Source organism: Enterobacter sp. KB-221C9 (assembly GCF_041320715.1).
Taxonomy (GTDB): domain Bacteria; phylum Pseudomonadota; class Gammaproteobacteria; order Enterobacterales; family Enterobacteriaceae; genus Enterobacter; species Enterobacter asburiae_D.
The window spans coordinates 120,553-143,750 of the sequence record NZ_JBGIWG010000007.1; the positions used below are offsets into that span (position 1 = coordinate 120,553).

General features: G+C 46.5%; 27 protein-coding genes. 11 read left to right on the plus strand and 16 right to left on the minus strand.

Annotation, left to right across the window (positions count from 1 at the left end; all coding sequences use genetic code 11):
* The first annotated feature begins 17 nt into the window (after window positions 1-17).
* The 3 genes from AB8846_RS12465 to AB8846_RS12475 all read left to right on the plus strand — a co-directional run bounded on the left by AB8846_RS12465 (window position 18) and on the right by AB8846_RS12475 (window position 2,176).
* A complete protein-coding gene (locus tag AB8846_RS12465) occupies window positions 18-542 on the plus strand; it encodes a lipocalin family protein (protein ID WP_029740779.1) in 525 nt (174 codons plus the stop codon).
* Between the two features lie 78 nt (window positions 543-620).
* Window positions 621-1,667, plus strand: coding sequence for a class I SAM-dependent methyltransferase (locus AB8846_RS12470; protein ID WP_370732811.1), 1,047 nt, complete (start codon window positions 621-623; stop codon window positions 1,665-1,667).
* A gap of 65 nt (window positions 1,668-1,732) precedes the next feature.
* Window positions 1,733-2,176 (plus strand): acetyltransferase, encoded by a 444-nt coding sequence (locus AB8846_RS12475; RefSeq protein WP_370732812.1) that lies wholly within the window; start codon window positions 1,733-1,735, stop codon window positions 2,174-2,176.
* Window positions 2,177-2,208: 32 nt separating this feature from the next.
* On the opposite strand, the gene AB8846_RS12480 is transcribed toward AB8846_RS12475, so the two are convergent.
* The 4 genes from AB8846_RS12480 to AB8846_RS12495 all read right to left on the minus strand — a co-directional run bounded on the left by AB8846_RS12480 (window position 2,209) and on the right by AB8846_RS12495 (window position 4,312).
* Window positions 2,209-2,796, minus strand: coding sequence for a hypothetical protein (locus AB8846_RS12480; protein ID WP_331413893.1), 588 nt, complete (start codon window positions 2,794-2,796; stop codon window positions 2,209-2,211).
* Window positions 2,793-3,158 carry a tlde1 domain-containing protein gene (locus tag AB8846_RS12485; RefSeq protein ID WP_072051083.1) on the minus strand — a complete coding sequence of 122 codons (366 nt, stop codon included), beginning with the start codon at window positions 3,156-3,158 and terminating at the stop codon, window positions 2,793-2,795. Before AB8846_RS12485 ends, AB8846_RS12480 begins: the two co-directional genes overlap by 4 nt.
* A 9-nt stretch (window positions 3,159-3,167) precedes the next feature.
* Complete coding sequence (locus AB8846_RS12490; RefSeq protein WP_370732813.1) at window positions 3,168-3,653, minus strand: Hcp family type VI secretion system effector; 486 nt, start codon at window positions 3,651-3,653, stop codon at window positions 3,168-3,170.
* 362 nt (window positions 3,654-4,015) lie between these two features.
* A complete protein-coding gene (locus AB8846_RS12495) occupies window positions 4,016-4,312 on the minus strand; it encodes a SymE family type I addiction module toxin (RefSeq protein WP_370732814.1) in 297 nt (98 codons plus the stop codon).
* Between the two features lie 136 nt (window positions 4,313-4,448).
* On the opposite strand from AB8846_RS12495, the gene AB8846_RS12500 reads away from it, so the two are divergent.
* Genes AB8846_RS12500 through AB8846_RS12510 form a run of 3 tightly spaced genes read left to right on the plus strand, consistent with a single transcriptional unit; the run spans window position 4,449 to window position 7,219 of the window.
* Window positions 4,449-4,640, plus strand: coding sequence for a toxin-antitoxin system HicB family antitoxin (locus AB8846_RS12500; protein WP_370732815.1), 192 nt, complete (start codon window positions 4,449-4,451; stop codon window positions 4,638-4,640).
* A gap of 40 nt (window positions 4,641-4,680) precedes the next feature.
* Window positions 4,681-6,324 carry an AAA family ATPase gene (locus AB8846_RS12505; RefSeq protein ID WP_370732816.1) on the plus strand — a complete coding sequence of 548 codons (1,644 nt, stop codon included), beginning with the start codon at window positions 4,681-4,683 and terminating at the stop codon, window positions 6,322-6,324.
* 10 nt (window positions 6,325-6,334) lie between these two features.
* A complete protein-coding gene (locus AB8846_RS12510; RefSeq protein WP_370732817.1) occupies window positions 6,335-7,219 on the plus strand; it encodes an HNH endonuclease in 885 nt (294 codons plus the stop codon).
* 169 nt (window positions 7,220-7,388) lie between these two features.
* Here the strand turns inward: AB8846_RS12510 and AB8846_RS12515 are convergent, their stop codons facing one another.
* The 8 genes from AB8846_RS12515 to AB8846_RS12550 all read right to left on the minus strand — a co-directional run bounded on the left by AB8846_RS12515 (window position 7,389) and on the right by AB8846_RS12550 (window position 13,272).
* Window positions 7,389-7,709: a TA system toxin CbtA family protein gene (locus AB8846_RS12515; RefSeq protein WP_370732818.1), complete on the minus strand. Its 321-nt coding sequence runs from the start codon at window positions 7,707-7,709 to the stop codon at window positions 7,389-7,391.
* A gap of 33 nt (window positions 7,710-7,742) precedes the next feature.
* Entirely contained in the window at window positions 7,743-8,108 is a 366-nt protein-coding gene (locus tag AB8846_RS12520) for a type IV toxin-antitoxin system YeeU family antitoxin (RefSeq protein WP_370732819.1), read from the minus strand.
* Window positions 8,109-8,139: 31 nt separating this feature from the next.
* The gene (locus tag AB8846_RS12525) at window positions 8,140-8,361 is read right to left on the minus strand and encodes a DUF987 domain-containing protein (RefSeq protein WP_370732820.1); all 222 of its coding nucleotides are present in this window, start codon (window positions 8,359-8,361) and stop codon (window positions 8,140-8,142) included.
* Window positions 8,362-8,369: 8 nt separating this feature from the next.
* The gene (gene radC, locus AB8846_RS12530; RefSeq protein WP_370732821.1) at window positions 8,370-8,840 is read right to left on the minus strand and encodes a DNA repair protein RadC; all 471 of its coding nucleotides are present in this window, start codon (window positions 8,838-8,840) and stop codon (window positions 8,370-8,372) included.
* A 68-nt stretch (window positions 8,841-8,908) separates the two neighbouring features.
* Window positions 8,909-9,730, minus strand: a complete 822-nt coding sequence (locus tag AB8846_RS12535; RefSeq protein WP_068795350.1) for a DUF932 domain-containing protein — start codon at window positions 9,728-9,730, stop codon at window positions 8,909-8,911.
* Window positions 9,731-10,422: 692 nt separating this feature from the next.
* Window positions 10,423-11,262 carry a hypothetical protein gene (locus tag AB8846_RS12540; RefSeq protein WP_370732822.1) on the minus strand — a complete coding sequence of 280 codons (840 nt, stop codon included), beginning with the start codon at window positions 11,260-11,262 and terminating at the stop codon, window positions 10,423-10,425.
* A 59-nt stretch (window positions 11,263-11,321) separates the two neighbouring features.
* Complete coding sequence (locus AB8846_RS12545; RefSeq protein ID WP_068795348.1) at window positions 11,322-11,756, minus strand: hypothetical protein; 435 nt, start codon at window positions 11,754-11,756, stop codon at window positions 11,322-11,324.
* Between the two features lie 352 nt (window positions 11,757-12,108).
* On the minus strand, window positions 12,109-13,272 hold the full coding sequence (locus AB8846_RS12550) for a hypothetical protein (protein WP_370732823.1): 1,164 nt from the start codon (window positions 13,270-13,272) through the stop codon (window positions 12,109-12,111).
* 345 nt (window positions 13,273-13,617) lie between these two features.
* On the opposite strand from AB8846_RS12550, the gene AB8846_RS12555 reads away from it, so the two are divergent.
* From AB8846_RS12555 to AB8846_RS12570, 4 genes are all read left to right on the plus strand, one after another.
* The gene (locus AB8846_RS12555) at window positions 13,618-13,821 is read left to right on the plus strand and encodes an AlpA family transcriptional regulator (RefSeq protein WP_023315141.1); all 204 of its coding nucleotides are present in this window, start codon (window positions 13,618-13,620) and stop codon (window positions 13,819-13,821) included.
* Window positions 13,822-14,171: 350 nt separating this feature from the next.
* Complete coding sequence (locus AB8846_RS12560; protein ID WP_370732824.1) at window positions 14,172-15,203, plus strand: inovirus-type Gp2 protein; 1,032 nt, start codon at window positions 14,172-14,174, stop codon at window positions 15,201-15,203.
* A gap of 779 nt (window positions 15,204-15,982) precedes the next feature.
* A complete protein-coding gene (locus AB8846_RS12565; RefSeq protein WP_370732825.1) occupies window positions 15,983-16,993 on the plus strand; it encodes an AraC family transcriptional regulator ligand-binding domain-containing protein in 1,011 nt (336 codons plus the stop codon).
* 182 nt (window positions 16,994-17,175) lie between these two features.
* Window positions 17,176-18,078 (plus strand): SDR family oxidoreductase, encoded by a 903-nt coding sequence (locus AB8846_RS12570; protein WP_370732826.1) that lies wholly within the window; start codon window positions 17,176-17,178, stop codon window positions 18,076-18,078.
* Window positions 18,079-18,208: 130 nt separating this feature from the next.
* Here the strand turns inward: AB8846_RS12570 and AB8846_RS12575 are convergent, their stop codons facing one another.
* The 3 genes from AB8846_RS12575 to AB8846_RS12585 form a co-directional block, all read right to left on the minus strand.
* Window positions 18,209-19,069, minus strand: a complete 861-nt coding sequence (locus AB8846_RS12575; RefSeq protein WP_370732827.1) for an SMP-30/gluconolactonase/LRE family protein — start codon at window positions 19,067-19,069, stop codon at window positions 18,209-18,211.
* A gap of 86 nt (window positions 19,070-19,155) precedes the next feature.
* Window positions 19,156-19,629 (minus strand): DMT family transporter, encoded by a 474-nt coding sequence (locus AB8846_RS12580; RefSeq protein WP_114455274.1) that lies wholly within the window; start codon window positions 19,627-19,629, stop codon window positions 19,156-19,158.
* Between the two features lie 14 nt (window positions 19,630-19,643).
* A complete protein-coding gene (locus AB8846_RS12585; protein ID WP_370732828.1) occupies window positions 19,644-21,041 on the minus strand; it encodes an amidohydrolase family protein in 1,398 nt (465 codons plus the stop codon).
* Between the two features lie 142 nt (window positions 21,042-21,183).
* On the opposite strand from AB8846_RS12585, the gene AB8846_RS12590 reads away from it, so the two are divergent.
* Window positions 21,184-22,071 (plus strand): LysR family transcriptional regulator, encoded by an 888-nt coding sequence (locus AB8846_RS12590; RefSeq protein WP_370732829.1) that lies wholly within the window; start codon window positions 21,184-21,186, stop codon window positions 22,069-22,071.
* A gap of 199 nt (window positions 22,072-22,270) precedes the next feature.
* On the opposite strand, the gene AB8846_RS12595 is transcribed toward AB8846_RS12590, so the two are convergent.
* Window positions 22,271-23,164 (minus strand): LysR family transcriptional regulator, encoded by an 894-nt coding sequence (locus AB8846_RS12595; protein ID WP_370732830.1) that lies wholly within the window; start codon window positions 23,162-23,164, stop codon window positions 22,271-22,273.
* Between the last annotated feature and the right edge of the window lie 34 nt (window positions 23,165-23,198).

A 23,198-nucleotide genomic window follows, 5' to 3' on the forward strand; every position in this document is an offset into this window, starting at 1 on the left:
AAATGAAAGGAATTCTCATGAAGCTATGGCCTGTTGTGACCGGTGTTGCCATTGCGCTGACGCTGGTCGCCTGTAAATCTCCCACGCCGCCGAAGGGCGTGCAGCCAATTTCCGGTTTTGACGCCAGCCGCTATCTCGGCAAATGGTATGAGGTCGCCCGTCTGGAAAACCGCTTTGAACGCGGGCTGGAGCAGGTAACCGCCACCTACGGCAAGCGCAGCGACGGCGGCATTAGCGTGCTCAACCGGGGTTACGATCCGGTGAAGAACAAGTGGAACGAGAGCGAAGGGAAAGCGTACTTTACCGGCGAGCCGACCACCGCCGCGCTGAAAGTGTCCTTCTTCGGTCCGTTCTACGGCGGCTATAACGTGATCAGGCTCGACGATAAGTACCAGTACGCGCTGGTCAGCGGCCCGAACCGCGACTACCTGTGGATCCTGTCGCGCACGCCGACCATCCCGGATGCGGTAAAGCAGGATTACCTGAACACCGCGCGCAGCCTGGGCTTCCGAACCGATCAGCTGGTGTGGGTGAAGCAGTAAAAATCGTGCTTTCTTCCTGGGGCATTACTGGCCTGCCTGGATAGACTTCCGTTAAAAGCCTAACGGAGGAAAGACGACATGAACTGGCAGCCTTTTCGCGGCAATGCACCGGAAAATATGACGATTTTCAGCGCGTCATTTCCCGACGTCAGCGACCAGTGGCCGATGAAAGACGATGCTGCCCGCGAGATCGCCTCCCTTGACCGCGCCCTGAAAGCCGAGCCAGCGCTCCGGCCTCCGAGGGTGGAATACGACGAAGGGGGGCGGGCCGTGCTGGTTCCCCAGAACCGCTATTCCGAACAGGCCTTCCGCAACCGCCCGGCGCTTGCCGCGTGGCGAACCCGTCTGGTGCCCTCCGCACTGGCGCTGTTTGTGGTGCAAAACCCGCTGGAAGATCGCCTGCCCGACGGCACCAAAATGGACAGCGACAGCCGCCAGTGGTTTATCCACGCTAACGATGCGGTTGGCGTGCGCTCCCGCGCCAGGGTGCTGGCCGCGCTGGTGGATAAGTACATTCATAATGAGAGCGAGAACAACTGGGTCAGCCTCGCGAGCGGTGCCGCCATCCCGGTGCTGGAGGCGCTGCGTGAAGCAAAGCTCGACGGCCAGCAGGTGTATCTCACGCTGGTGGACAAAGACCCCGTGGCGCTCAGCTGGGCCGAAACCATGGCGGCGCAGGAAGGCATTGTGGTGGGCGAACAGCTGACGCTTCTCAGGCGCAACCTGCTCCATACGCTGGTGCGTAACGAGGACCTGCTGCAGGAGCTGGGCGAGCATCAGGCCGAACTGGTCGACGCGCTGGGGATTTTCGAATACTTCAACGATACCGATGCTGTGATTTTTCTCCAGCGCGCGCTGCGGCTGGTCAAACCCGGCGGCGCGGTGATTGTGTCGAACATGCTCACCAGCAGCCCGCAAATTGACTTTGTGCTGCGCGGTATCGGCTGGGAGGATATTCACCCGAGGTCGTTACAGCAGCTGCAGGATATCCACCTCGCGGCGGGCGTGCCGGTGGAAAACGTCACCGTGGTAGTGCCGAAGGACGGGGTGTACGCGGTGATGGAGATTAGGGTAGGGGATGAAAAACCGCACGGTCAGTTCCCTCTCCCTGAGGGAGAGGGTTAGGGTGAGGGGGAACAGAGCGCAAGGAGTGACTTGAATTAACGTCCTAAACCGCACATGATCCCCCCATGAAAATAGAAACCGCACTCCCTTCACACTTCGAACGTCTGGTCGCGATCTGGGAATCCTCCGTCCGCGCCACCCATCACTTTTTACAGGAAAGCGATATTGCGGCGCTGCGCCCGTTATTGCTTAACGCCTACCTGCCTAACCTCAAGGTTGTGATCGCTCGCGATGACGCAGGCGTTATTCACGGTTTTTTAGGCGTGGATGAAAACCGCATTGAAATGCTGTTTGTTGACGACGCGAGCCGCGGGAAGGGCGTTGGGAAATTGCTGCTGACACACGCCATCGCAGAGTTCGGCGCGAACGAGGTGGACGTGAATGAGCAGAACCCGCAGGGCGTTGGATTTTATCGCCATATGGGGTTTGAGCAGGTCGGACGCTCGGAACTGGACGGGCAGGGGAATCCGTTTCCGTTGTTGCACATGCGGTTGGGTGGGCAGGTTTAACGCCCTCTCCCTCTGGAGAGGGAGTCTGCAAGCTAGTTACTGGTAATTTGCCCGATGATTACGCCACGCACTTTTTCGCCATCGAAGTAATAAGAGACCGTATTGCTCTGGATGAATCCATTCTGTGCTGGCGTCTCCTGATAAAAAAGCATCGCTTTCTTTTTGGCGGTCTCTTTCTCGCCGAACAATGCGACTAAATTGCCATGCGTCGCATTTAATAATGGAACATTAGCGACTGATACTCTGACAGGTTCCGTTGTTTTAGCACACTCTTCATGGATGCCATCTTTGGCTATAACTAGCGCAGTTAACAATCCTGCACCCATTTCGTTATCAGAAATGAACCAGTAATTCGTATCATCGTCGTCATGAAGGCAGACCCAGCGTGCGGAACTGTCTTTGTTAACTGGTGTGCTGGAGATGTCTGCCAGATGAGTAACCTCCATTTGCACGGTTTTCTTACCGATGGTGATGATTGGGGTAAGGGGCATTGTTGTTGAAATTTCCGTCAGCGATCCGTCTTCATCGTAATACTGGGTCGCGAAGCCGGTCATTTCAGTTGCTGAGACGTGCGAACTGACTGCAACGAGTAATGGCAATAAACAAAATACACGCTTCATTTGACAATCAATACCGTATCGTTGCTTTTCCAGATACTCCTTCTGGCACTCAGAGGAGCAATGATGCAGCCCTCTGAAGAGTCGTCAGGGTGCAAACTGCTTTTACCATGTATTTTAAATGAGTCCCTACCACACATATCATTTGTCGAATAGGGTGTGAGGCTGAGAGTATATTTCCCAGTGTGGGCTGAATTATGAGGGGACCCAATAGTGTAGGTACCTCGTGGCAGCGGTCCGCTGTTTTTTACACATTCTTGTGACGGATCGTTTTTGTAACCACTTGCACCTGCGTAATCTGCATCAAATTGGTAGACACCATCCAGATAAAATTTATGCTCTTTTACATCATATTCCCAGGACATACTTTCTCCTTAAGCGCGTTCTTTCCAGGTATCAGAGTGAATGATGTTTCCATCAATGTAGTGCCATGTGATTTTTTCATATGTCATATCTACATATTCATGGTGTGTATAGTGTTCGTTTTGCGGATGTTTAATATCAAACATGATAGGTTCAATTTGAACAACTCTTGCGTTTTCTAAAGTTGTCTTAAAGTAAGCCTCTTCAAGACCGTTATGGTTTATCCTGTAAAATATGAATTCTGCCTTTTTTAGTGTTTGCCCAGTGCACAAGGCTTTGTATAGATAAGAGGATGATGAATCAATCTCTTTCATGAATGCATAGGTACTATAAATACGTTTTGCAGTAATTTTTCCGGAGAATTTATCTATAGGCTGTTCTATAGAATGCATAAATTCAATCACTTCTATTGAACCCTCGCGATCTTTAATATCGACAGATCCATTAATCCTCCGGCCTGAATCATCCTCGAGCCATAAGTAAACAGGTATAGCCATCTCAATCTCCTTTTATAGACTGAGGGAAACTACTCTTCATTATGGATTTAAATTGTGACTTTCATTTCAAAATAGAAAAGCAAATAAAATATTGGAGTGGGACTTAACATTGCTCTTTGCGATGTATTAGTTTCTTGGATAGATTTTTTGAAATTATAACGTTGAATTATGATCTCTTTGCCATCGTTAGTTAACATAGCATCAGGTATTGAAATGATGAATGTCATCAAATATTGAACTTGTAAGTTAGCATTACATGTTGGGTTCGATTGCTTTTTGGATGTTATGGAAGAAATCTGGCATTCCATATTGTTTTTTATGTTGACTGCATGCAGCAGCCAACTTGATAACAACGGGAACGGTCATGATAATTGCAGGCTCGCCAGCGTGCTCTCGATCTGGCATAACTTTGCTTTAGTGCGTTTGTAATCGTCCAGAATCCTTTGTTCCTGCTCGTTATAGGCCACCAGAACGATGCATCCTTTCATGATCTTTACCGTAACCTGCTGTCCGGTATCAAAACCCGCTGCGCGCAGCCACTTGCCGGAAAGGATGATTTTCGGCGTGGACTTGTCGAAAACATTCGGGCGATATCCCACAATTACCGAACGCTCGGTTCCGGATTGGTCGGTGTCTGGGGTAGAATGCGAATCAGCCATAATCAACTCCTTGATAGTTGGTGAGGTTAGCTCTCGTCCGGTATTGCGAGTACCTGGCGAGAGCGTTTCAATTTGAGGTTTTCGTATGTTAAGGTACGTACCTCAGTGAAGATATCTTGCTCTTGTAGGTACGTACATGTCAATTGCTAAACGTGACCCTAATAAATCTAAATCCGGCAAAGCACCTACTTTTCAGATTCGTATTACGCCTGAGTTGAAGGCGCAATTTGAGGTTGCAGCAAAGGATGCAGGGATGAGTTTGGGGAATTGGATAAAAACTATTGCTAAAAATGAGTTGATTAGGAAAGGTATTGTTCCAAAATTATAATTAGATATTAATGCTTTTTATAAAATGTTAAGGATAATGAATGAAAATTTATTTTTCCAATTGGTATGGGTTTGAATATTATATAGGTCTGCACTTTCTTCCTGATAATTTAGGATATCCTGAGAAAAAAGGAAATAAAGAAGGTGGTTTGGCTATAAACTTCCAATTATATTATGTGAAATCTAAGAATTTAGCAAAAAAGATTGGAAATGTAATGGTATTATCTCCAGACAGTCGAAATATGAGGGAGTTTTTCGAACAGGAAGGTAACCATATTGAAGGAAATAAAATTTACGATGTGACAAAACTTTTTCGACCCAAAATGATAGTATCAATGCCGAATAACATTGAATATTACAAGGCTATAGCCAGTCTTTTTGAAGAACAACAAGCAATAAATATTTTAAAAAGATTGTGTGATGTTAGTTACTACAAGGATAATTTGAATCTCTATAAAAATTGGTATGGGTTTACTAGCCGTTTTTATAGGGATAATTCAAGCAGTAAGTCTATACTTAAAAACGGCACAAAAATTGCCATGGGTAGTTATGAGATTAATGGGGTTATTGAAATCGCATTAAATGATTTAGGCGATTCTTTTGAGCCATTTACTCTTTCATTTAATAAATTGAATGATATACCTAGAGATATTAATCTTATTATAGGTAAAAATGGGTTAGGAAAAACACACATACTTAAAGAGGTTTGTGATGTCATTACTGGTCTAAAATCAGCAAGATCTAAGCCATTGTTTAATAAATTAATCGTAGTCTCTTATTCTCCTTTTGAGAGTTTCAATACGAATAGAGAGTTATCTGAACTTTTATCTGTCAAATATGGTTTACAAAACCCGATAAATATCCATGACAATCCATTATCAATAAATGATTATACTTACATAGGCTTTAGGAATGTTGAAGGGCAATTTGATAGAGAATGGCCGACTTCGTTTTCAGCCAAATCTATTTTAAACTCTATTGAATATGACAGAGATGTAGCGTGGTGGGCGGAAGGTGGGCAAGGAAAACTTAAAACGATTTTTTCAACACTCTCATTATCAATGAAATTTGACACCATAAGATTTAAAACTATAAAAAATAAAAATATAGATGTAACTATGAGCGGTGACAAAATTAATTTTAACAATGAAGATGAAGAAATTAATTACCAAGCAGGAGCCAGTTTTCTAAATAATGGGGAAGAAATAAAACTAAGCTCTGGTCAACAAATTTATTCTTTTATGATTCCATCAATAGTGTCAGAAATTCAAGATGAAACATTAATTATAATAGATGAGCCTGAGCTTTATTTACATCCAGCATTAGAGATTGGGTTAATTGAAATGTTGAAAACTATACTTAAAAACAGAAAATCATATGCAATTATAGCTACTCATTCTTCATTGATAGCAAGAGAAGTTCAGAGAAATTGTGTTCATGTTTTAAAAGAAGCTACCTTTGGCACGATGATTGATCGTCCTAATATAGAAACATACGGAGAGTCCTTAGAAGAAATAATTGGAGAGATTTTTGATGATTATTCCATAAAGAAACCATATCAACATGAGATTGATGATATTATGGATGAAAAGTTAAGTCTTAATGAAAATTTGGATAAGTTATCGCATAAGATTGGTGACGAAGGGTTGGTATACTTAGCTTCTAAGATAAACAGTTCTAATTAAGGTGGTGCAAATGAAAATTATTAAAGCATTACTGACGCAGGACGAGAAAATATGGTTGAATTTAGGCCTTGCTTGTAAGAAGGCTAGAGAGGTCTCATTACCTACATTAAAAAAAGAAATATGCGAAAAATATAATGATTATGTTTATATTGTCAATGGATTGGATAACAATCTACCCGAAAGTATGTTTTCATCTGAAGCAAATAGCGACCTAAAAAAACATTTTATTGATTTATACAACTATCCCACTTCAAGGCTCAAAGAGCTTTTGATTTCTAAAAGACGTGAGCATGCATTGACATCTTGCCCATACTGTGGAAATCCAACTATTCCGGATACATTAGACCATTTTATACCAAAAGATAAGCTTGCTGAATATTCTATATATCCAAATAATTTAGTTCCACAATGTCGGTCATGTGCACCGATAAAAAGTAATAAATACTTTTCCCAAGAAAATGATTTAGTTATGTTTGCCCATCCATTTTATTCAACACTTCTTGATAATGTTATTATAGAAATAATTTCTTCACTGGATGAGGGTAAGGTTAATTTTCAGGTGAAATTTTCAACTAGAACGGATAATGTGCAAGAACAAAGAGCGATCATATTGCATATAATATCTCTTAAAGTTAAAGAAAGAATCCTCGTTTATTGCGATAAAGAAATAAAAAAATGGATTAGGAAGTTAAAAAACACAAACTTCAATATTGAGCAAGTTCTTCATGCACGATATTCGGAGCATGATTTGCATGAGGCACGAAGTAATTGGGAGTTTGTACTTTATCGTTCACTTCTGGAAAATGATTCCGTAATGCAATATCTAAAGTCCATCAGCCCTGATGAGCAGCAAAACCAAAGTGACGACAGAGAGTTGATTACTTTGAATATTTGATTGAAAACTAATTTTTAATTAGTTAATAGAGAGAAAATCTGGCGGAGATCACAGGAGTCGCATTTGGTTGTTAATCATGTTGAATTTATTGATTATTTTCTTATGCGCTTTACTGACATGCCCCCGATTATGCCCCCACATGTTTTTCCTTAATGATCAGTTGGCTGATTTATGAGCGTTTCAACCCAAGGTTGAACTGTGCCCGATGAACATCCAAAGATGTTATCCAGGGTTCTTGATCCTGCCAGGAGAAACCCTTCTGGTCAATGCGCACAAGCTCGAATCGTTCCACAAGGAAATTAACAGCATCAGTAAAATTCACTCCCGCCTCTATATGTTCCTGAATCGTCGTATCGTTACTGAACGGTGTGTCGTTGATCGTGAGGCCGTAATGATGCTCTAAAATATACATTAATAGTTTTTGCCAAACTTGGACAGGAGACAGTCGTGACGAAACCGTCACCGTTGCCGGTACAGTTGAAATATGCATGAGTTGAGTCCCTGATAAAAGAAGAGGAAGGTGTTATCTGGTTAAAGCTGACTGGGGATATATGGCAATGTAAACGTAGCCATGAGAGCCGAGAGTGTCAGCTTCACAAGTAAGTCCGTTGTGATGCCGTGTGACGCAGTGCTGGTTGCGAGGATCAAGCTCGCCAGTCGTCAGCATCCGCTCAAGCTGTTTCATCATCAGTGGAAATGCCTGGTCCAGACGCAAAGCTTCATCGTCACTGAATGAGCCATTAAATCCTGCCCGGTCAGCCAGAAAGTACAGGCGGTTGCCTTCCTGTACCAGGCGAGCGCCGAAGCATGGCGTGATATTACGTTTTAAACCCCACTGAAGGCAGGATGCGTTCTCCGCCGATGTGCCGGATAAGGTGGTCGACTGCATTAATATATTCCTTAATGACTGAGTAGGTTGATTAGTTCACTGTCACGCTGCGCAGAATTGCGTACGGGTCTGCCCGGTCCTGACGACGTTCAACAAAAACAGCGAGAACGCCGCTGATATCCTGAACTTCACGTCCGTAGTAATGGCAGACACTGCCATGCCACTGGTAGTGACCTGTACAGAAGGCAGATAACTTGGATTCGGGATGCTGACGATAAATATGCATCGCCTGGCGCTTACTGATGATTTTCATTCTGCACCTCATAACAAGCCACATTCAGCAAAAGACACCACTTCGTTCCCGACCACAAGATGATCTAGCACACGAACTTCCACCAGAGCCAAGGCTTTAGCAATTCGCTGAGTGACATGTTTATCCTGCTGGCTGATTTCTGTCGTGCCGGACGGGTGGTTATGCGCCAAAATGACCGCAGCAGCGTTATGTTTCAGGGCTGATTTAACCACTTCGCGGGGATGCACTTCGGTATGGCTGAGCGTGCCGGTAAACAGTATTTCTCGCTCCAGCAGGCAATGCTGATTGTCGAGATACATTACGATGAAGACTTCCCGCTCCAGGTGAGCCATCTGCAGTTGCAGCCAGGTTTTTGTAAGGCTGGTAGAGGTAAATGACTCACTCGGTTGACGCTGGTATTTCTCCAGCAGACGTAATGCTCGCTGGATGACTCGCTGCTCGTTTGCAGGAAATACCGGGGATAAATTGATCGTAGACATGGTTGCTCCTTAGAAAGAAAAGCCCTTCCGAATCTTCGGAAGGCTTTAAAGGAAAATAGTGGAAGAGATCATGAAGCAAGCTGCAGCATATTCTCAGCCATCACCCAGAGGGCCCGGTTGAGCTTCACATCACCGTCAATACCTTTCACTGCTCGGGTATGGGCGCGCTTTCCTTTGGTTGTTCTCCCCGATAGCCCGCCTTTAATCAGGTTTTCCTGAATGCGCTGATAAGTGGTCCACAGGTCGTTACTCTCATCCTGCCAGCGGCGTGGGGAAAGTATCTGCGTCTCTGTCACCGGTTGGTGCTCCTCACCGAAGCGATATGTCAGCGCCGCTTTCGCCATAGCCTGCTGAGCGGGCGGCGGCAACAAAAGCGACTGCATGGCATCGCGTTTCTCTTCTACCCGGTCAAATATTCCCAGTACTTCGTAGGCCCCTTCGATGACTTTCTCTACTACGTTGCCTTTGTGCGGCACGCGCACTTCGCCAAAACTCTCACCGCAAATCAGCCCATTTTGGCAAACTGCTCTGAATAACCCCGGTAGCATCTGATATGAACTTGAGCCGTCGTGGCTGTTCAGCAGAATAATTTCGGGAACCTGTTTGCCAGTAATCTGGCCTTCACGACGCAGGCGCAGCATGTGCTTCGTATGCTCTCGTTTGCTCTGGTCGCGGACTCTGGTTTGACACGCGAAGAATGGCTGGAAGCCTTCGCGTTGCAAGTTATCGAGAAGGGTAATTGTCGGGATGTAGGTATAGCGATCACTACGGGATTCATGCTTTTCTTCGCTGAAGACACTGGGCACATAATGGGCCAGTTCGTCGCGAGTTAACGGGCGGTCACGACGAACAAGGTTGACTGCACCAAAGCGGCTGGCTAAACGGGTCATAGTTGATTCCTTTTAAAATGGGCATAAAAGCCACTCCAGTAGAGTGGCATTGGATGGAAGATAAAATGTTCAGGGAGAGGCTGGTGGCTGGCTCTGCTGTGGCGAGAGTTCTCTGTCAGGTAATGCCGATGGTATTAGCTTTTCGGCCTGGTGATGTTGTAATCGCTGCAGAATAAAGGGTTTACTGTACTGGAAGTATCGAAGACACCACTCGTATTTAACGACTCGCCTTATGTTCAGAGGTAAGCGTTCATACGCTTTGCTGCACACCGATAAAACAAAGGCATCATCATTGATTCTGTCCTCTGCTATTGCAGCCAGCCCTTTGATAAAGGAACGCTTCAGCTTTTGTCGAGAGTTAGCTTCCCGGCGAGCTTCGGAAGGTGATAGTACGTCTGGTACAGGTGTTAGAACACAAACCGTGTTGCCTGATTGGGACTTTTCAGGCAAGCGTGGCGAGTTTTTTTATGAGTCTTATCAGGCTATAGGTCATCAGGCTGGCTCCCATTGTCTGGCATACGACCGACTTACTTCTCAGCAGAGTGAGGCCTGCGACGCTGAAAACAACGGGCCAGGTCAACCCAAATGATTCTGCATCTGGCGTTGTATCGTCCGGGGATTTTTTAGTTTTCATAGGTTGATCCAAAAGGCGTCCGGTATCGCAGCAAGCTTATACCGGACTGGAAGTGAAATTAGGGGAGATCGACTGAGGCTATTTCCTCAGAAGCGTTTGTGGGGCCACTGTAAACGCCGACGTATTCATTTTGAGGGAAGATAATTACTGCATTTTTCTTCGGGTCAAAAGAGCAACCATTTAATCCTGCAATTTCGGCTGTTTTCCCGGAGCTTGTGTTTTTAACAACCAGTTTGTTGTCAGCACAACTGCTACCTTTTACATAATTCACCACATAACCGTCCTGCTCTGCGACCATTTCTCCAGCTGCTGGTTTTGGCTCAGAGTTACTTTCTTTATTCCTACTTACGCGTTTGCTGTTGTAAGGAATATATTGCGCAGCATCATTCCGCATGGTCGGTGGATCATTGTTCAGACCAAGATATACAGGACAACTGGGGACACCCACCTCGCAACTCTTTTCGACGATAGCACGTGACGGCCAGCCTTTTGTGCCGATGTAAGCAGCACCGGTTTCATCAAGGCAGTAGGTTTCCTCCCATGTGTAATTTTTATTCTGGCCCGGAATAGTGCGGGTCGTTACGAGACAAGTCAGAGCCTTAACCGGTTTACTGTCGTAGCGGATAAAGTTCTGTTCAAGGGGTGATGCTGCGTACAGCAAAGGAGATATGTTCGCAGCAGCAGCCTTGTTTTGTGCCTCAGCGCTAAAACCAACTCTGTTGTTGAGTTTTACGCTGACTGCTGCATCGTTCATTTCGCGAAGCATTTCACCGCCGTTATCTGTCAGAAAGAACGTGTATCGCTCTGGATGAATGTTACCGGAAATGGTGATGGCAAAACTGAAGGCCGGGATTGAAAGGGTACAGATCAAAATCAGGCGTGAAAGGAATGTCGCCATATACAGATATCCTTGCTGATGATTAACAATGTGGGAGCATGAGCTACCGGATGGGGTGATTAATGGCTGATGCAGTCTTCCCAGTTAAGGTCCTCCAGAGCGTCCTTGAGTCCTGCGGTACTGAATGGGTGAGATAAGGGTTTATTGATTCGGGTGATTTCAATCTGCCCATGGCTGTCTGTGTTTTTGAGTGCGATGAAAGCCGCCTTGCCTGGCAGGTAATGTACAGCGTTGATATTAATCCCCATGCCTTCCTGACCTTCATCTGGTACACCCAAGGGTTTCTTATCAGACCCGCTGTAGTTCAATATCAGATGACTGTCCCGGCAGGTGAGCGTCATGCGTTCTCCGGCGCTATTGTCGGTATTCAGTTCAAACTCCATCGCATTAACAGTGCCAAACCAGTTGCCCCATTGTTGCTCCTGGCCCATGGCGTGCACCGCTGCGCTGAACAGTGCCGTACTGAAAAAGAATGCGGAGCTTATCTTCAACATAGAGAATCCTTGCTGTTGTTTTGCAAACGAAAAATGGCCCTTTGCTGAACAAAAGGCCACCTGATCGTATGCATTTGAGAGGGAATGGGATAATCGTTAATACAGATCAGTTTCAACAAATTGATCGTTATTATCTATAATAAAAACGATCAATTACCCACCTATTGATAGGTGAATACTATCTTTTAATTGAGTATCGATCGGTATTGATGATCAATGAGATATTCGTCTAGACAAAGATATGCCGGTGTTCTCAGTGGGGTGATATAGGTTTGAAATAATCTGGAGTGAGTGATGTTGACAATTATTGGCCACTTTCATCGTGGCCTTTTTTATTTATAAATAGAAAACTCTAAAAAGGAATGCCATACCAGTTATTTACTGAGCCATCTTTGACTTCTTTGTTTTCTCCGGCATCAATTTCAGGAGTAGGCGTAATTTCATTTAGCTTTTCATTGGATGTTTGTAAGAGTAATTTATCATGAAGCTTTTCAGCTTCTGAAGGTATTTTTGCGATGATTTTCTCTGCATCAGTTACATTACTGAATTCCCGCCCTACTGGTTCTGACGTTGATTTTTCGCGAACCGTGACTTTCTTCTTTGTCTTCCTGTAAACCGATGATTCCCACGATTTCTTAAATCTGGATAAAAATTTATTGTCGTAACAATATATGCAAATATAAATACAACGTAGTGCAAGATACTTCTCAGTTGTCGTTGATGGCCTGAAAAGGCTAACGAAATGAGGGTTGTGGACGTATCCCTGTAAAGCTGCTTTGTACGCCTCATTAAAAATATGCTCAGAAGGTATATTGTCCTGATGGGGTTGAGTTCCTTTTGCTATCTTAGCTTGCGCTCTCTTTATTGAACCAATGATAACGTTAACCTTGTCCTTAGAAATATAGTCCCACGCCCATTGTATTTTTACTTTCTCAGATTTCTTTAGGGGGAGGTTATTTACTAAAGGAGAGTGTCTGTCCCACTCGTATCTTATCTTCGACATTATCAATAGTTTTGATGAAAGATCCATCGATGACCTGTCAAAAAAATCTTTTATGCACTCAAGGCGTTCACTATGGCTTACAGGATACTGAATTTTAATCAGCCGGTGATAATACGTCCGGGTATAAACAGTGCACGGTTCATTTATATTAAAACTACCAAGTGCTTTATTTTTATTACTGAGAGCCCTTATATACACCCAGGTAAAGTAACAGGCATCCTTGCAGCGTTTAAACCAGTTGAATTCTTTTAATGGCAACATTGCATCTTTGGCTTTTTTAAAATTAGATGCATACGCACGAAGTATATCTGGGTCTTTATAAAACAGACGAAACGCGTTATTTATTGCCTCTGCTGCTAATCTATAATCTTCTCCATAAATCAGATCTGCGCTGTATTTCTTGCTGCTATCTTTCAAACGATAATTGTAAATAGCGACGTCATCCCCGTTTAGCCACAGAAATAACCTGATATCACGCGAGCTTTTAATGTCGATCCATAACTCATCACTCACAAGGAATTACCTCTTTTTATTATGTGAACTGCAATGCATGTATAGTAATTCATAGGGTAATTCATAGCAATAATCATAGTGTAAATCGTAGGGTGGAAGTCTAATGCAACCCCTGTAATTAGGCACTTTTTTAGTGAAAAACTGCCTCTGAGAACACCATGAATTGACTGTGTGAAAGTGTAGCTGCGCCAGATTTTTGATGTGTGGTTGATAGTTATCCCCGTCTCGACCGGTAATCCTTTTCTTATGAAATAACGTCAGGGAAAAGTAAATCTGTACATATGAGGCCTATGACATGAAAGGATGCCATCCGGTGTCCTCCTGATACATTTTTGGAGACATGTCATGAGTACGATTAATATTCACGAGGATAAATTTGTCAGCATGCAGTTTATTACTGAACTAACCGGTTTGTCCGATAAGTGGTTTTATAAAATGGCGCAGGACGGTAAGTTCCCAAAACCGGTGAAATTTGGCCGCAGTTCCCGCTGGATTGAACGTGAGATAAAAGAATGGTTAGAAGCCCGTGTCAATGAGTCAAGAGCATAAAAGACTCCAAAGATAGTGATGAAAAGGTCACTAACTTCACACCATGATTTTATGCTCTCGTGCCTTATGGCACATGGCCTTAATGTGATTTGTATAGTCGGTTTATTTATTATTGTATTTAATGCATTACCAATGATTAATTAACACATTCAATCACCAATCAATATCACTTCATATAAACACGCTATATCACACTCATTAATGGCGTCATACACTTAGACTTTGTTATCACACAGACACTATTTCTGATATTACTATTCATGCTTCATATCAGATGAAGCCCCTCGTCCAATAACCACCTTTATACATTGCCAGCCAGTCATTACTGACTGGCTTCAGAGAAATACATTATGGACTTACCAAAATCATTCCTGTTATCTCATGCTGAATATCACATTGAGAATAACACTCCCTATCTCACCATATCCGATGACAATGAATTCAGATTCAGGTTAGAACAACTTGATAGTTGCCTTAAAAATATCAGTAGAGGACATAAGTTACCTTTCACTATTCTGTATAACCGATCAGGTTATAAAGAGAGTGCAGAGTCAGCCATCATTCTTGATGCAATCCGTTATCTTAATGTACTGCCGCAAGAAGCGATGAAAGTACGAATAGCTAATCCACGTATTGCTACACTTCGGAATTTATTTAATAACACTGATTTACATGCCCGTATCCATAACGGGAAAATAGTAGGAGCAGATACTGTTACCACGGCAGAAATGCTGAACAAACTGGTACAAGATTACCGGTTCGCTGTGAGTCAGGCCGGGTTTAAACAGGCCTACAGAAAATACCAGCGAGCTTCGGTTAAAAACCTGAAGGGAGTGATGAATTACATCAGTCACCTGCAGGAGCGTCATTCTCGACTGCTGGTCTTGCGGATTGATTTATCATGGGCAAATGAGCATAAGGCTGACATCACTGCTGATGAAGCTCGTAAGCATCGTCAACAGCTATTTCGCAACATTAAAAAAAATCCATTGTTTCGCCATGTTCTCGGGACCGTGTGGAAACTGGAATACGGCCCACAGCGTAAATTTCATTACCACATGCTATTTATCCTAAATGGCAATAAGGCACAGCAGGATGGCGTGATTGCTCATGCTTTCGGGAAATACTGGAAAGACACCATCACTAAAGGTAAAGGCATCTTCTACAACTGCAACGCGAACAAAACGCGTTATGAGGACTGCGGCCTCGGCAAACTGGAGCGTGGAGACAGTAGTAAGGATAAGGGGTTGCTCAAGGCGCTAAGCTACATTACCAAGATCGATGCCTGCGCCCGGCTGGTTCTCCCTGGAAATGCCAGGACCTTTGGGCGCGGAGAAGTACGTTCATTGAAAAACAGGAGGAGAACAAAAAGCAGCCGGTAAATCTAACCCGCTGTGCCAGACGCTTACTTCCTTGCCCCATTTATCTACAAAGCCAGCTAACCATGCTGGCTTTTTTTTATTTTTTCGGAGTTCATGATGAATTACTTTGTTTTAGCCACTCACGCCGTCACCGTATATGGTGAATGGGTTACACCAGACTCTGCTCAACAGGGTGATTTTGATTCATTGCATTGCATTTACTGCAAACTGCAGATCGGTGTTCAGTTTGACCCTCTGACAGCGACCAAAAAGTTTGTGCACCAGCTGGGGCATATCAACAATGTCGCTCGACTCAATAAATGTCGATTCAACAAGCACCAGACAGTGCAAGAGCAAACCTCATCAAAAACTATACCGCCTTCACAAAAGCGCCTTCCACCAGTTAGCACGTCTATACGGCAATGGCAATGCTGCTGGTGCTACGTTTGTTGGCATGGAGAGAAGATATGTCCTCAATGTGCTGACTGGATTTATACAACTGATGCGTAAGATGCTGTATCGACTGCTATGTGCCAGAAGCGGATATTGACAATTTAAAACATGACTGGGATTTGACGCTTTGTGATAAAACCAGGGCTTGTCATGCACTGTATTAATCCTGACAAAGTAAAAAGTAGTCGCAGAAGTGATTATTGAGGATATACGTTCCAAAGACGCACCTTAATAAGATTATTAAACTTGGTGTGCGATCTGGTAGCTACGTGTCTGTTAGTCTGGCTTTGCAGCCATTATATTAAAAAGCCTGGTCACTCATACCAGAACGTGACGACGGAGATTTGATGGTACAGAGCGCAACCTTTCCGGTGGATGTGGGCTGGCAGGCTTTACTGAAAGACCTGGGCCTAAGGCCTGCACATGTTTTGCGTCGGGCCGCACTTCCTGAAGATTTACTTTCCAGAGGAAAACAACCCCTTTCTGCACACGACTATTTCAGCTTCTGGCGCGCGCTGGAAATTGAGTCAGGTGACGCAATGTTTCCCTTACGTGTTATCGAAACCCTGACGACCGAAACTTTCAGCCCACCACTTTTTGCCGCCCTTTGCAGTCCTAACCTTATACAGGCTGCAAAGCGCCTCGCCACGTACAAAAAGCTTGTCTGTCCAATGGAACTAATACTGGATGTTGGACGAGAGGGAGATTTGACGGTATCTCCTCACTGGCTGACGCTTCAGCCCGAGGCTCCGCTGTCACTACAAATCGCGGAAATCGCCTTTTTTTTGTGGTTTGCCAGACTCGCAACCCGCGAGCCTGTCCGCGCACATCGTGTGGTACTGCCAGACAGTCTTCCCGAATCCCATGCCCGACGCTATGAGAAATTCTTCGGTACCAGCATCATGAAAGGAAGCGTACCTTCCATCACTTTCACCGCCGGGGATGCATTAAGGCCGTTTCTTACCGTCAGTGAAGGTATGTGGCGCGTATTCGAGCCTGATCTCCGACAGAGACTAAGTGAACTTGAAGCAACCGCCGCAACAGCAGAACGGGTACGGGCCGTCCTGCTGGAGCTGCTACCGGGAAATACGGCCACGATAAAGAATGCGGCAACCCGCCTCGGACTGAGTCAGCGCTCGCTCCAGCGCCGCCTTGCAGAAGAAGGCGTCAATTTTCGCGAACTGGTTAACTCTACCCGCGAGCGTCTGGCACGCCATTACCTCAGCACCACTACAATGTCAGGTGGAGAAATCGCATTTCTGCTCGGTTTTGCAGATCCCAATTCTTTTTACCGCGCATTTCAGGACTGGACTGGACAAACGATCGGGCACGCTCGTCAGAGTCTTCCCCGGAAATAATATTCTGACCCGTAAGCAATGGCTTCAAAGTGGAAAACGGAATGTGAGCGTCGAAATGGCGCTGATTGCATTAACTGTGGCGCCAATTGCAGGCGTACTGGCCGGCATTACCGGTTAGGCTGGTAGTGGATAGCGTCGAAGCAGGGCCAGCCCTGTTACAATCCACTACAGGAGCAACTCAGATGTATGAAATCAGCACTCAACGGGGCCGCAGGGTCATTATCACCGGAGCCAACAGCGGCACGGGTAAGGAAGCAGCAAAGAGGCTGGCGGCAGCGGGAGCCGATATCATCATGGCCGTACGAAATGAGGCGAAAGGGGAAGAGGCGCGCCGGGAAATTTGTCAGGCAGTTTCTGGGGCCTCGCTTGAAGTTCGTATCGTTGATCTCTCCAGTCTTGAAAGCGTGTGTATGTTCAGCCAACAACTACTGAAAGAGGGACGCCCGGTGGATCTGCTCGTGAACAATGCGGGGATTATGGCACCACCTCGTCGTGAGCTCACCGCAGATGGCTTTGAACTGCAGTTTGCGACAAATTTCCTTGGCCACTTCGCGCTGACGAATCTTTTGCTGCCGCTTTTACTGGAAGCAAAAAATCCCCGCGTCACAACCATGACCAGCAGCGCTGCAATGATGGGAAAAATTCAGTTCGATGACCTGCATTGTGAGCGATCTTACAAACCCATTGCGGCGTATGCACAGTCCAAACTGGCCTGTTTGTTGTTTGCTAATCAGCTTGGCAATATCGCACGGACGCGTAACTGGCCGTTACTCAGTACGAGTGCGCATCCTGGCCATACGCGTACTAATCTGCAGACAAGTGGCCCGAACCTGGGAACAGCATCGACCCGTAAAAAACTGATGTATTATCTCGTGCCTTCAGTGCGTGTAGAGTGGGCAACAGAATCGCTATTGAGAGCAGCAGTTGATCCTTCGGCGACGCAGGGAAATTTTTACGGCCCGCGCTTTCTGCTTTTTGGAGATCCCCATATAGCAAAACAACCCAAAACCGTAAGGGAAGCCGACCTGGCACGCCTGTGGCAGACAGCCGAAGCGTTAACAGCCATTCCGACTCCAGTCGTCTGAGCACAATTTCACCATCTGTTGTGTACATCGCGCTCATGACGGACGTCTACTTGCATATAGTCACTTTGTGACAAAAGCAAACGTCACCTTACGAGCTGAAGCAGATATGATGCCATCCAATTTTAAGCCGTTAAATTGTATGCGCTGCAAAGCGGCTTTCAGGTAACCCTGCACTGACAGCAGATTCAGCTTTCTGTAATTTACCATCATATTCAGACAGCGTAGTAAGTCCTACAGAAGCTGTGGTGCAATAAAGGCGGGTGAAGTTCTCACCTGCCAGTGCCGGGCAGGTACTCTGAATTCCCTGCGACGACAGAATTGCGTCCGTGCTCCCATCCGGACGGTAACGGACAACACGACTCCCTCCCCACTCAGCATTCCACAAATAGCCCATGGCATCCACGCAGGAACCATCAGGGGCACCTTCACCTTCGATTTTAGTGAATACGCGCTGGTTTTGCAGCGAGGGATAATCGCAGCACATTATCCGACCCTGCATTGAGTCGCAGTAATAGAGGGTGCCGCCATCGGGGCTGAAACAGATGCTGTTAGGAATGGCAACATCTGGCAGTGCAAGCGTCTCAACTTTCAGCGTTGCAGCATTAAGCCGGTGAAACTTACCGATAACTTTCACGGGAAAATCGTCATCCATTGTTCCAAAGACAAAATTACCGGTACGGTCACATCGTCCATCCCCAATGCGGCTTCCCGAGCCTCCCGGTGAGGCTGCCACCGTGGAAAGTAAGCCGGTATTGAGATCATAAAAAGCCAGTCTGGATGCAAGCCCCATTAGCAGAATATGACTTCTTTCAGTCAGAGCAAAGGAACCAAGGCGTTCAGGCAGCGACCAGCGTATTACAGCGTCATTACCTTCTTCTAATGCGAGCAGTTCACTGGCCTCAATGTCAGTCCAGTAAAGCCTTCGTGTTCTTTCACACCATAGGGGACACTCCCCCAGCGTATTCCTGATATCAGCTGCGATTGAAAACATATTAATCCTTCAGATAAATATAGGTCGTACTTTGCGCAAGGCCAAAATCACCCCCGCCCGCGTGGTAGCAAACGGGAGGAAAGATGTTACTGGAGAAAACGTGAAGATAGCCGTTCGCCGAAAAGCATGATGGCCAGACCGGCCAACATGACCAGCATACCTCCCAGTCTCAGCAACGAGACTGGCCGCCTTACCGCGCCCAGCAGGCCAAAATGGTCGATCACTTGAGATGAGAGTAGCTGTCCAACAATCGCCAGCCCGAGCAGGGCTGAAAAACCGATTTTCGGTGCGAGTACGACATAGCTAAATAACGCACAGGCACCGATCAGTCCGCCCGCCAGGCTCCATACAGGCTGAGAAGGAATGGCAGCAAGTGAGGTAAATAACCCTCCTCGCAGCAGCGAGTAAATTCCCAGGCTGAATGCCCCCGCCGTAAAGGAAAACAACGCGGCGGTGACTGGATCCCCGCCGAGCCCTTTTGCAAGCTGACTGTTCAGTGTCGTCTGCAGGGTAATACCCAGACCTGCTGCAAAAGCTATCACGTAATAAATCGCGCTCATGCTGTTCGTCTCTATCAGTTTGCCTGAATAATCGGCAGGAATTTTTCCGCAAAGATGTCTGGTTCATATCCTGCCGCCGCAAAAAGGTGTTCACGTGATTCATCAATGGCTGCGCGAAGGCGCTCGCTGTCCACACCCAGCACTTTGCCGTTCTGCTTGACGATGCGCCCACCGATCATCACGGTATCGATGTTGCTGCGTTCAGCAGCATGTACCACCGTGCCAAACGCATTCCCGTTTGGATAGAGGTTGAGGTCAGCCACGTTAATCAGGATCAGGTCAGCCTGTTTGCCTGGCGTCAGGCTCCCTGTTTTGTCCTGCAGTCCGGCACAAACCGCACCATCAACGGTTGCCGATTTAAGCAACTGCGCAGCGGGGAGTGTGGTCAGCGAATGCGCTGAATCACAGCAGTGCTGCTGATGCATACCCATTACTCGTTGCAGATAGAACGCGACGCGCATTTCCATGAACATATCGGTGCTGTAGGACGTTTCGTTATCCACGCTCAGGCCCGGGGTGATGCCATGACGCCGGGCGGCCTCTATTGCAAACATCCCACTTTCGATACCATAGTGGGAATCTGAGCGCGGGCAGACGTTCACCCGGACACCGGCTTCTCGCAGGATTTCCCAGCCTTCATCAGGCAGTGCCGTGCAGTGGTTGAATATATTGTCCGGGCCAAGCAGACCCTGCCGATGCAGAGATTCAAGCCCGGAGGCCATCTCAGCACCAAAGAATTCGGTCACGATCGGCAACCCCAGCCTGCGCGCTTCAGCCCATAATTCTGGCTCCAGCTGAGCCATAACCCCCAAAGTCACAAGACCCTCTGGGTTATCCCTGAAATACTTTTCCTGCAGACGCTGCCAGTTACCTGGCCAGTGTGCACGATCCCATTCACCCGCAACCGGTGCGCCGGAAGCATGAATGGCGCGAATGCCGCTATCAAGCAGAGCCTCGACTGCAGCGTCGGAATGCGCTGCGGTACGGCTGTTATGCGAGTTATCGATCATCGTAGTGATACCCGCGTCAATCGCGCCCAGCGCCGTCAGCAGGTTGCCGACATAGATATCTTCAGGACGGTAATATTTAGCGAACGAAAAGTGCGTGGCGTTGCTGTAGTCGTCCAGACAGGTGGCGTTGGGGTTGATGCGGCGTAGCTGACCTTCCCAGGCGTGACGATGAGAATCAACCATCCCAGGCATGGCAATCATATTTTTGGCATCAATAACACGAGCACCTGGCGCGTCAAGGTTCTGACCAACGGCGGTAATGATTGAGCCGTTGATGAGAATGTCACCGCGCTCAATATTACCGACGCTATCGTCCATACTCAGTATGGTTGCGCCGCGAATCAGCGTTACCGGCGGGTTTTCCGTCTGTTTCTTAACAATATTTCTGTTGTAATTGGTCATTGTAATCGTCTCTTTCAGATTAAGAAGGAAAACGATACGCCTCCCGATTAAGATGAAAAAGATGACTAACGTGTTTTCATAATTCAGAATTAACGAATAATAATGGTTAACAACGTTACACGATATTCAGGAGAGCAGTCAGGTGGATCGCATTCAGGCTATGCAGGTTTTTTTAAGGGTGGCTGAAGCCGGAAGCTTTGTCAGGGCAGCGGAAACACTGTCCCTGCCTTCCTCTACTGTTACCAGCACCATCAAAAACTTGGAGAAATATCTGCAGGTGCGTCTGCTCAACCGGACCACAAGGCGGGTCAGCCTTACGTCTGAAGGTCTGCAATACCTGGCGCAATGCAAGGAAATCCTTGCCTTAATTGAACATACTGAAGCCAGTCTGGCTGATTCGAACAGGCGCCCCCGGGGCCGCTTACGCGTTGATATGCCCGGCGGTATAGCCCATTTCATCGTTATGCCAAATCTGAAAGAATTCTACAGCCGGTATCCTGATATTTACCTGATGATCGGTGTCAGTGACCGGCAAGTTGATCTGGTTCAGGAGGGGGTGGATTGCGTGATCAGAACCGGAGAGTTGCTTAGCTCAACACTTGTTGCCCGTCCGCTTGGGCAGTTCCGCTGGATCACCTGTGCCTCTCCTGAATATCTCAGAAAGTATGGTATTCCACAGTCACCTCAGGATTTATCTCATCACAAAGCTATTCATTATTTTTCAGGGCAAAGCCGACGTACAGACGAATTGCGTTTTGTACAGGGAACAGAAACACTGTCTGTATCCGTCAGCGGGCAGGCAGCCGTCAATGAGACGGGACTCTATATAAAAATGTGCCTCGAAGGGTTCGGACTGGCGCAGCTTGCTGAAAACGTTGTAGCAGAACACCTGCAAAAAGGAACGCTGGTTGAAGTCCTGGCCGACTGGCAGCCGTCGTCTGTTCCTGTCACTTTGCTTTATCCCCATCAGCGTTTTCTTTCACCCGCCGTACGCGCATTTGCAGACTGGGTAGATGAAATCTTTAGTTGATATGTCTGTTACAGCCACCCGGAGCACATTAAAAGTCAGCAGTATTCAGGATACCTGGCAGGACGGCAGGCTTTGCTTCGCGGATGCGTCCATTCCGGAACGGCGGCTTCACCGGTAAAGAGCTGTACCCAAAAATTCAATTCTCCGTTTTAAAAGTAACGCCTCCGGCTAAGAACGCCAGCCGCATCCGGGGCCTCTTTTAACTGAAATGTCTGAGTAAAATATCTTCAAGGATGTGAAAAACGGTCCTGATGCGTTGCGGTACAAGGGTCTGATAGGGCCGGTAAAGATAAAGCTGCCAGGTTTCCAGTTTTAGTTCCGGTAAAACATTCACCAGCCTGCCGTCTTCGAGATATTCCCTGCAGGCCAGATTACTCGACTGGATCACTACTTTACCGGCTAATGCAGCCTGAATCTCAGACTGGGAGTCGGTAGTCATAAATTCAAGATGTCGTGGTACAAAAGTATCGACGCCATCGAGCATATATTCGAATACTTTGCCGGTTTCAGGATTCAACAGGCCACTGAAAGGATAGCGCTGGCGCAGATCGTCGAAATTTTCCGGCGCACCCAGCCTCTCAATGAGCCCGGGTGATGCCATCAGCGCGTGATGAACAAGCGTAATGGGCCTGATAATGAAGTTCGGATTTGGCTCCCGCTCAATACGGATCCCCATGTCAATGCGGTTCTGAACAGTATCCAGCTTCATCATGTCCAGCCGCCAGTCTATAAACAACTCAGGATAAGGACGAAGCGCAGTCAGAAGCTCATAGAGTACCTGTTCGTGCCCGGGAAAGCGAAACAGGGTGATCCTCACAATTCCCTTCATCTCATTGTCATCTCTTGCCGTCTGAAACAGGGCTTCTGAATCCTCAAGCAAACGCATGGCCCCCGGCAGGAAGAGCTCACCAAAGCTGGTCAGCACAATAGATCGGGTATTCCGCTTAAAAAGTGGCTCGCCGAGCTGATTTTCCAGTTCAGCAATAGTGCGCGTCACCACTGAAGGAGAAATGGCCAGTCTGACCGCTGCTTCACGAAAATTCATCGTTTCTGCAGCGGCAACAAAAAATTTCAGCGCATCTAGTTTATTCATGATTGTTGTCAATTTAGCAATTCTGACTTTCAAA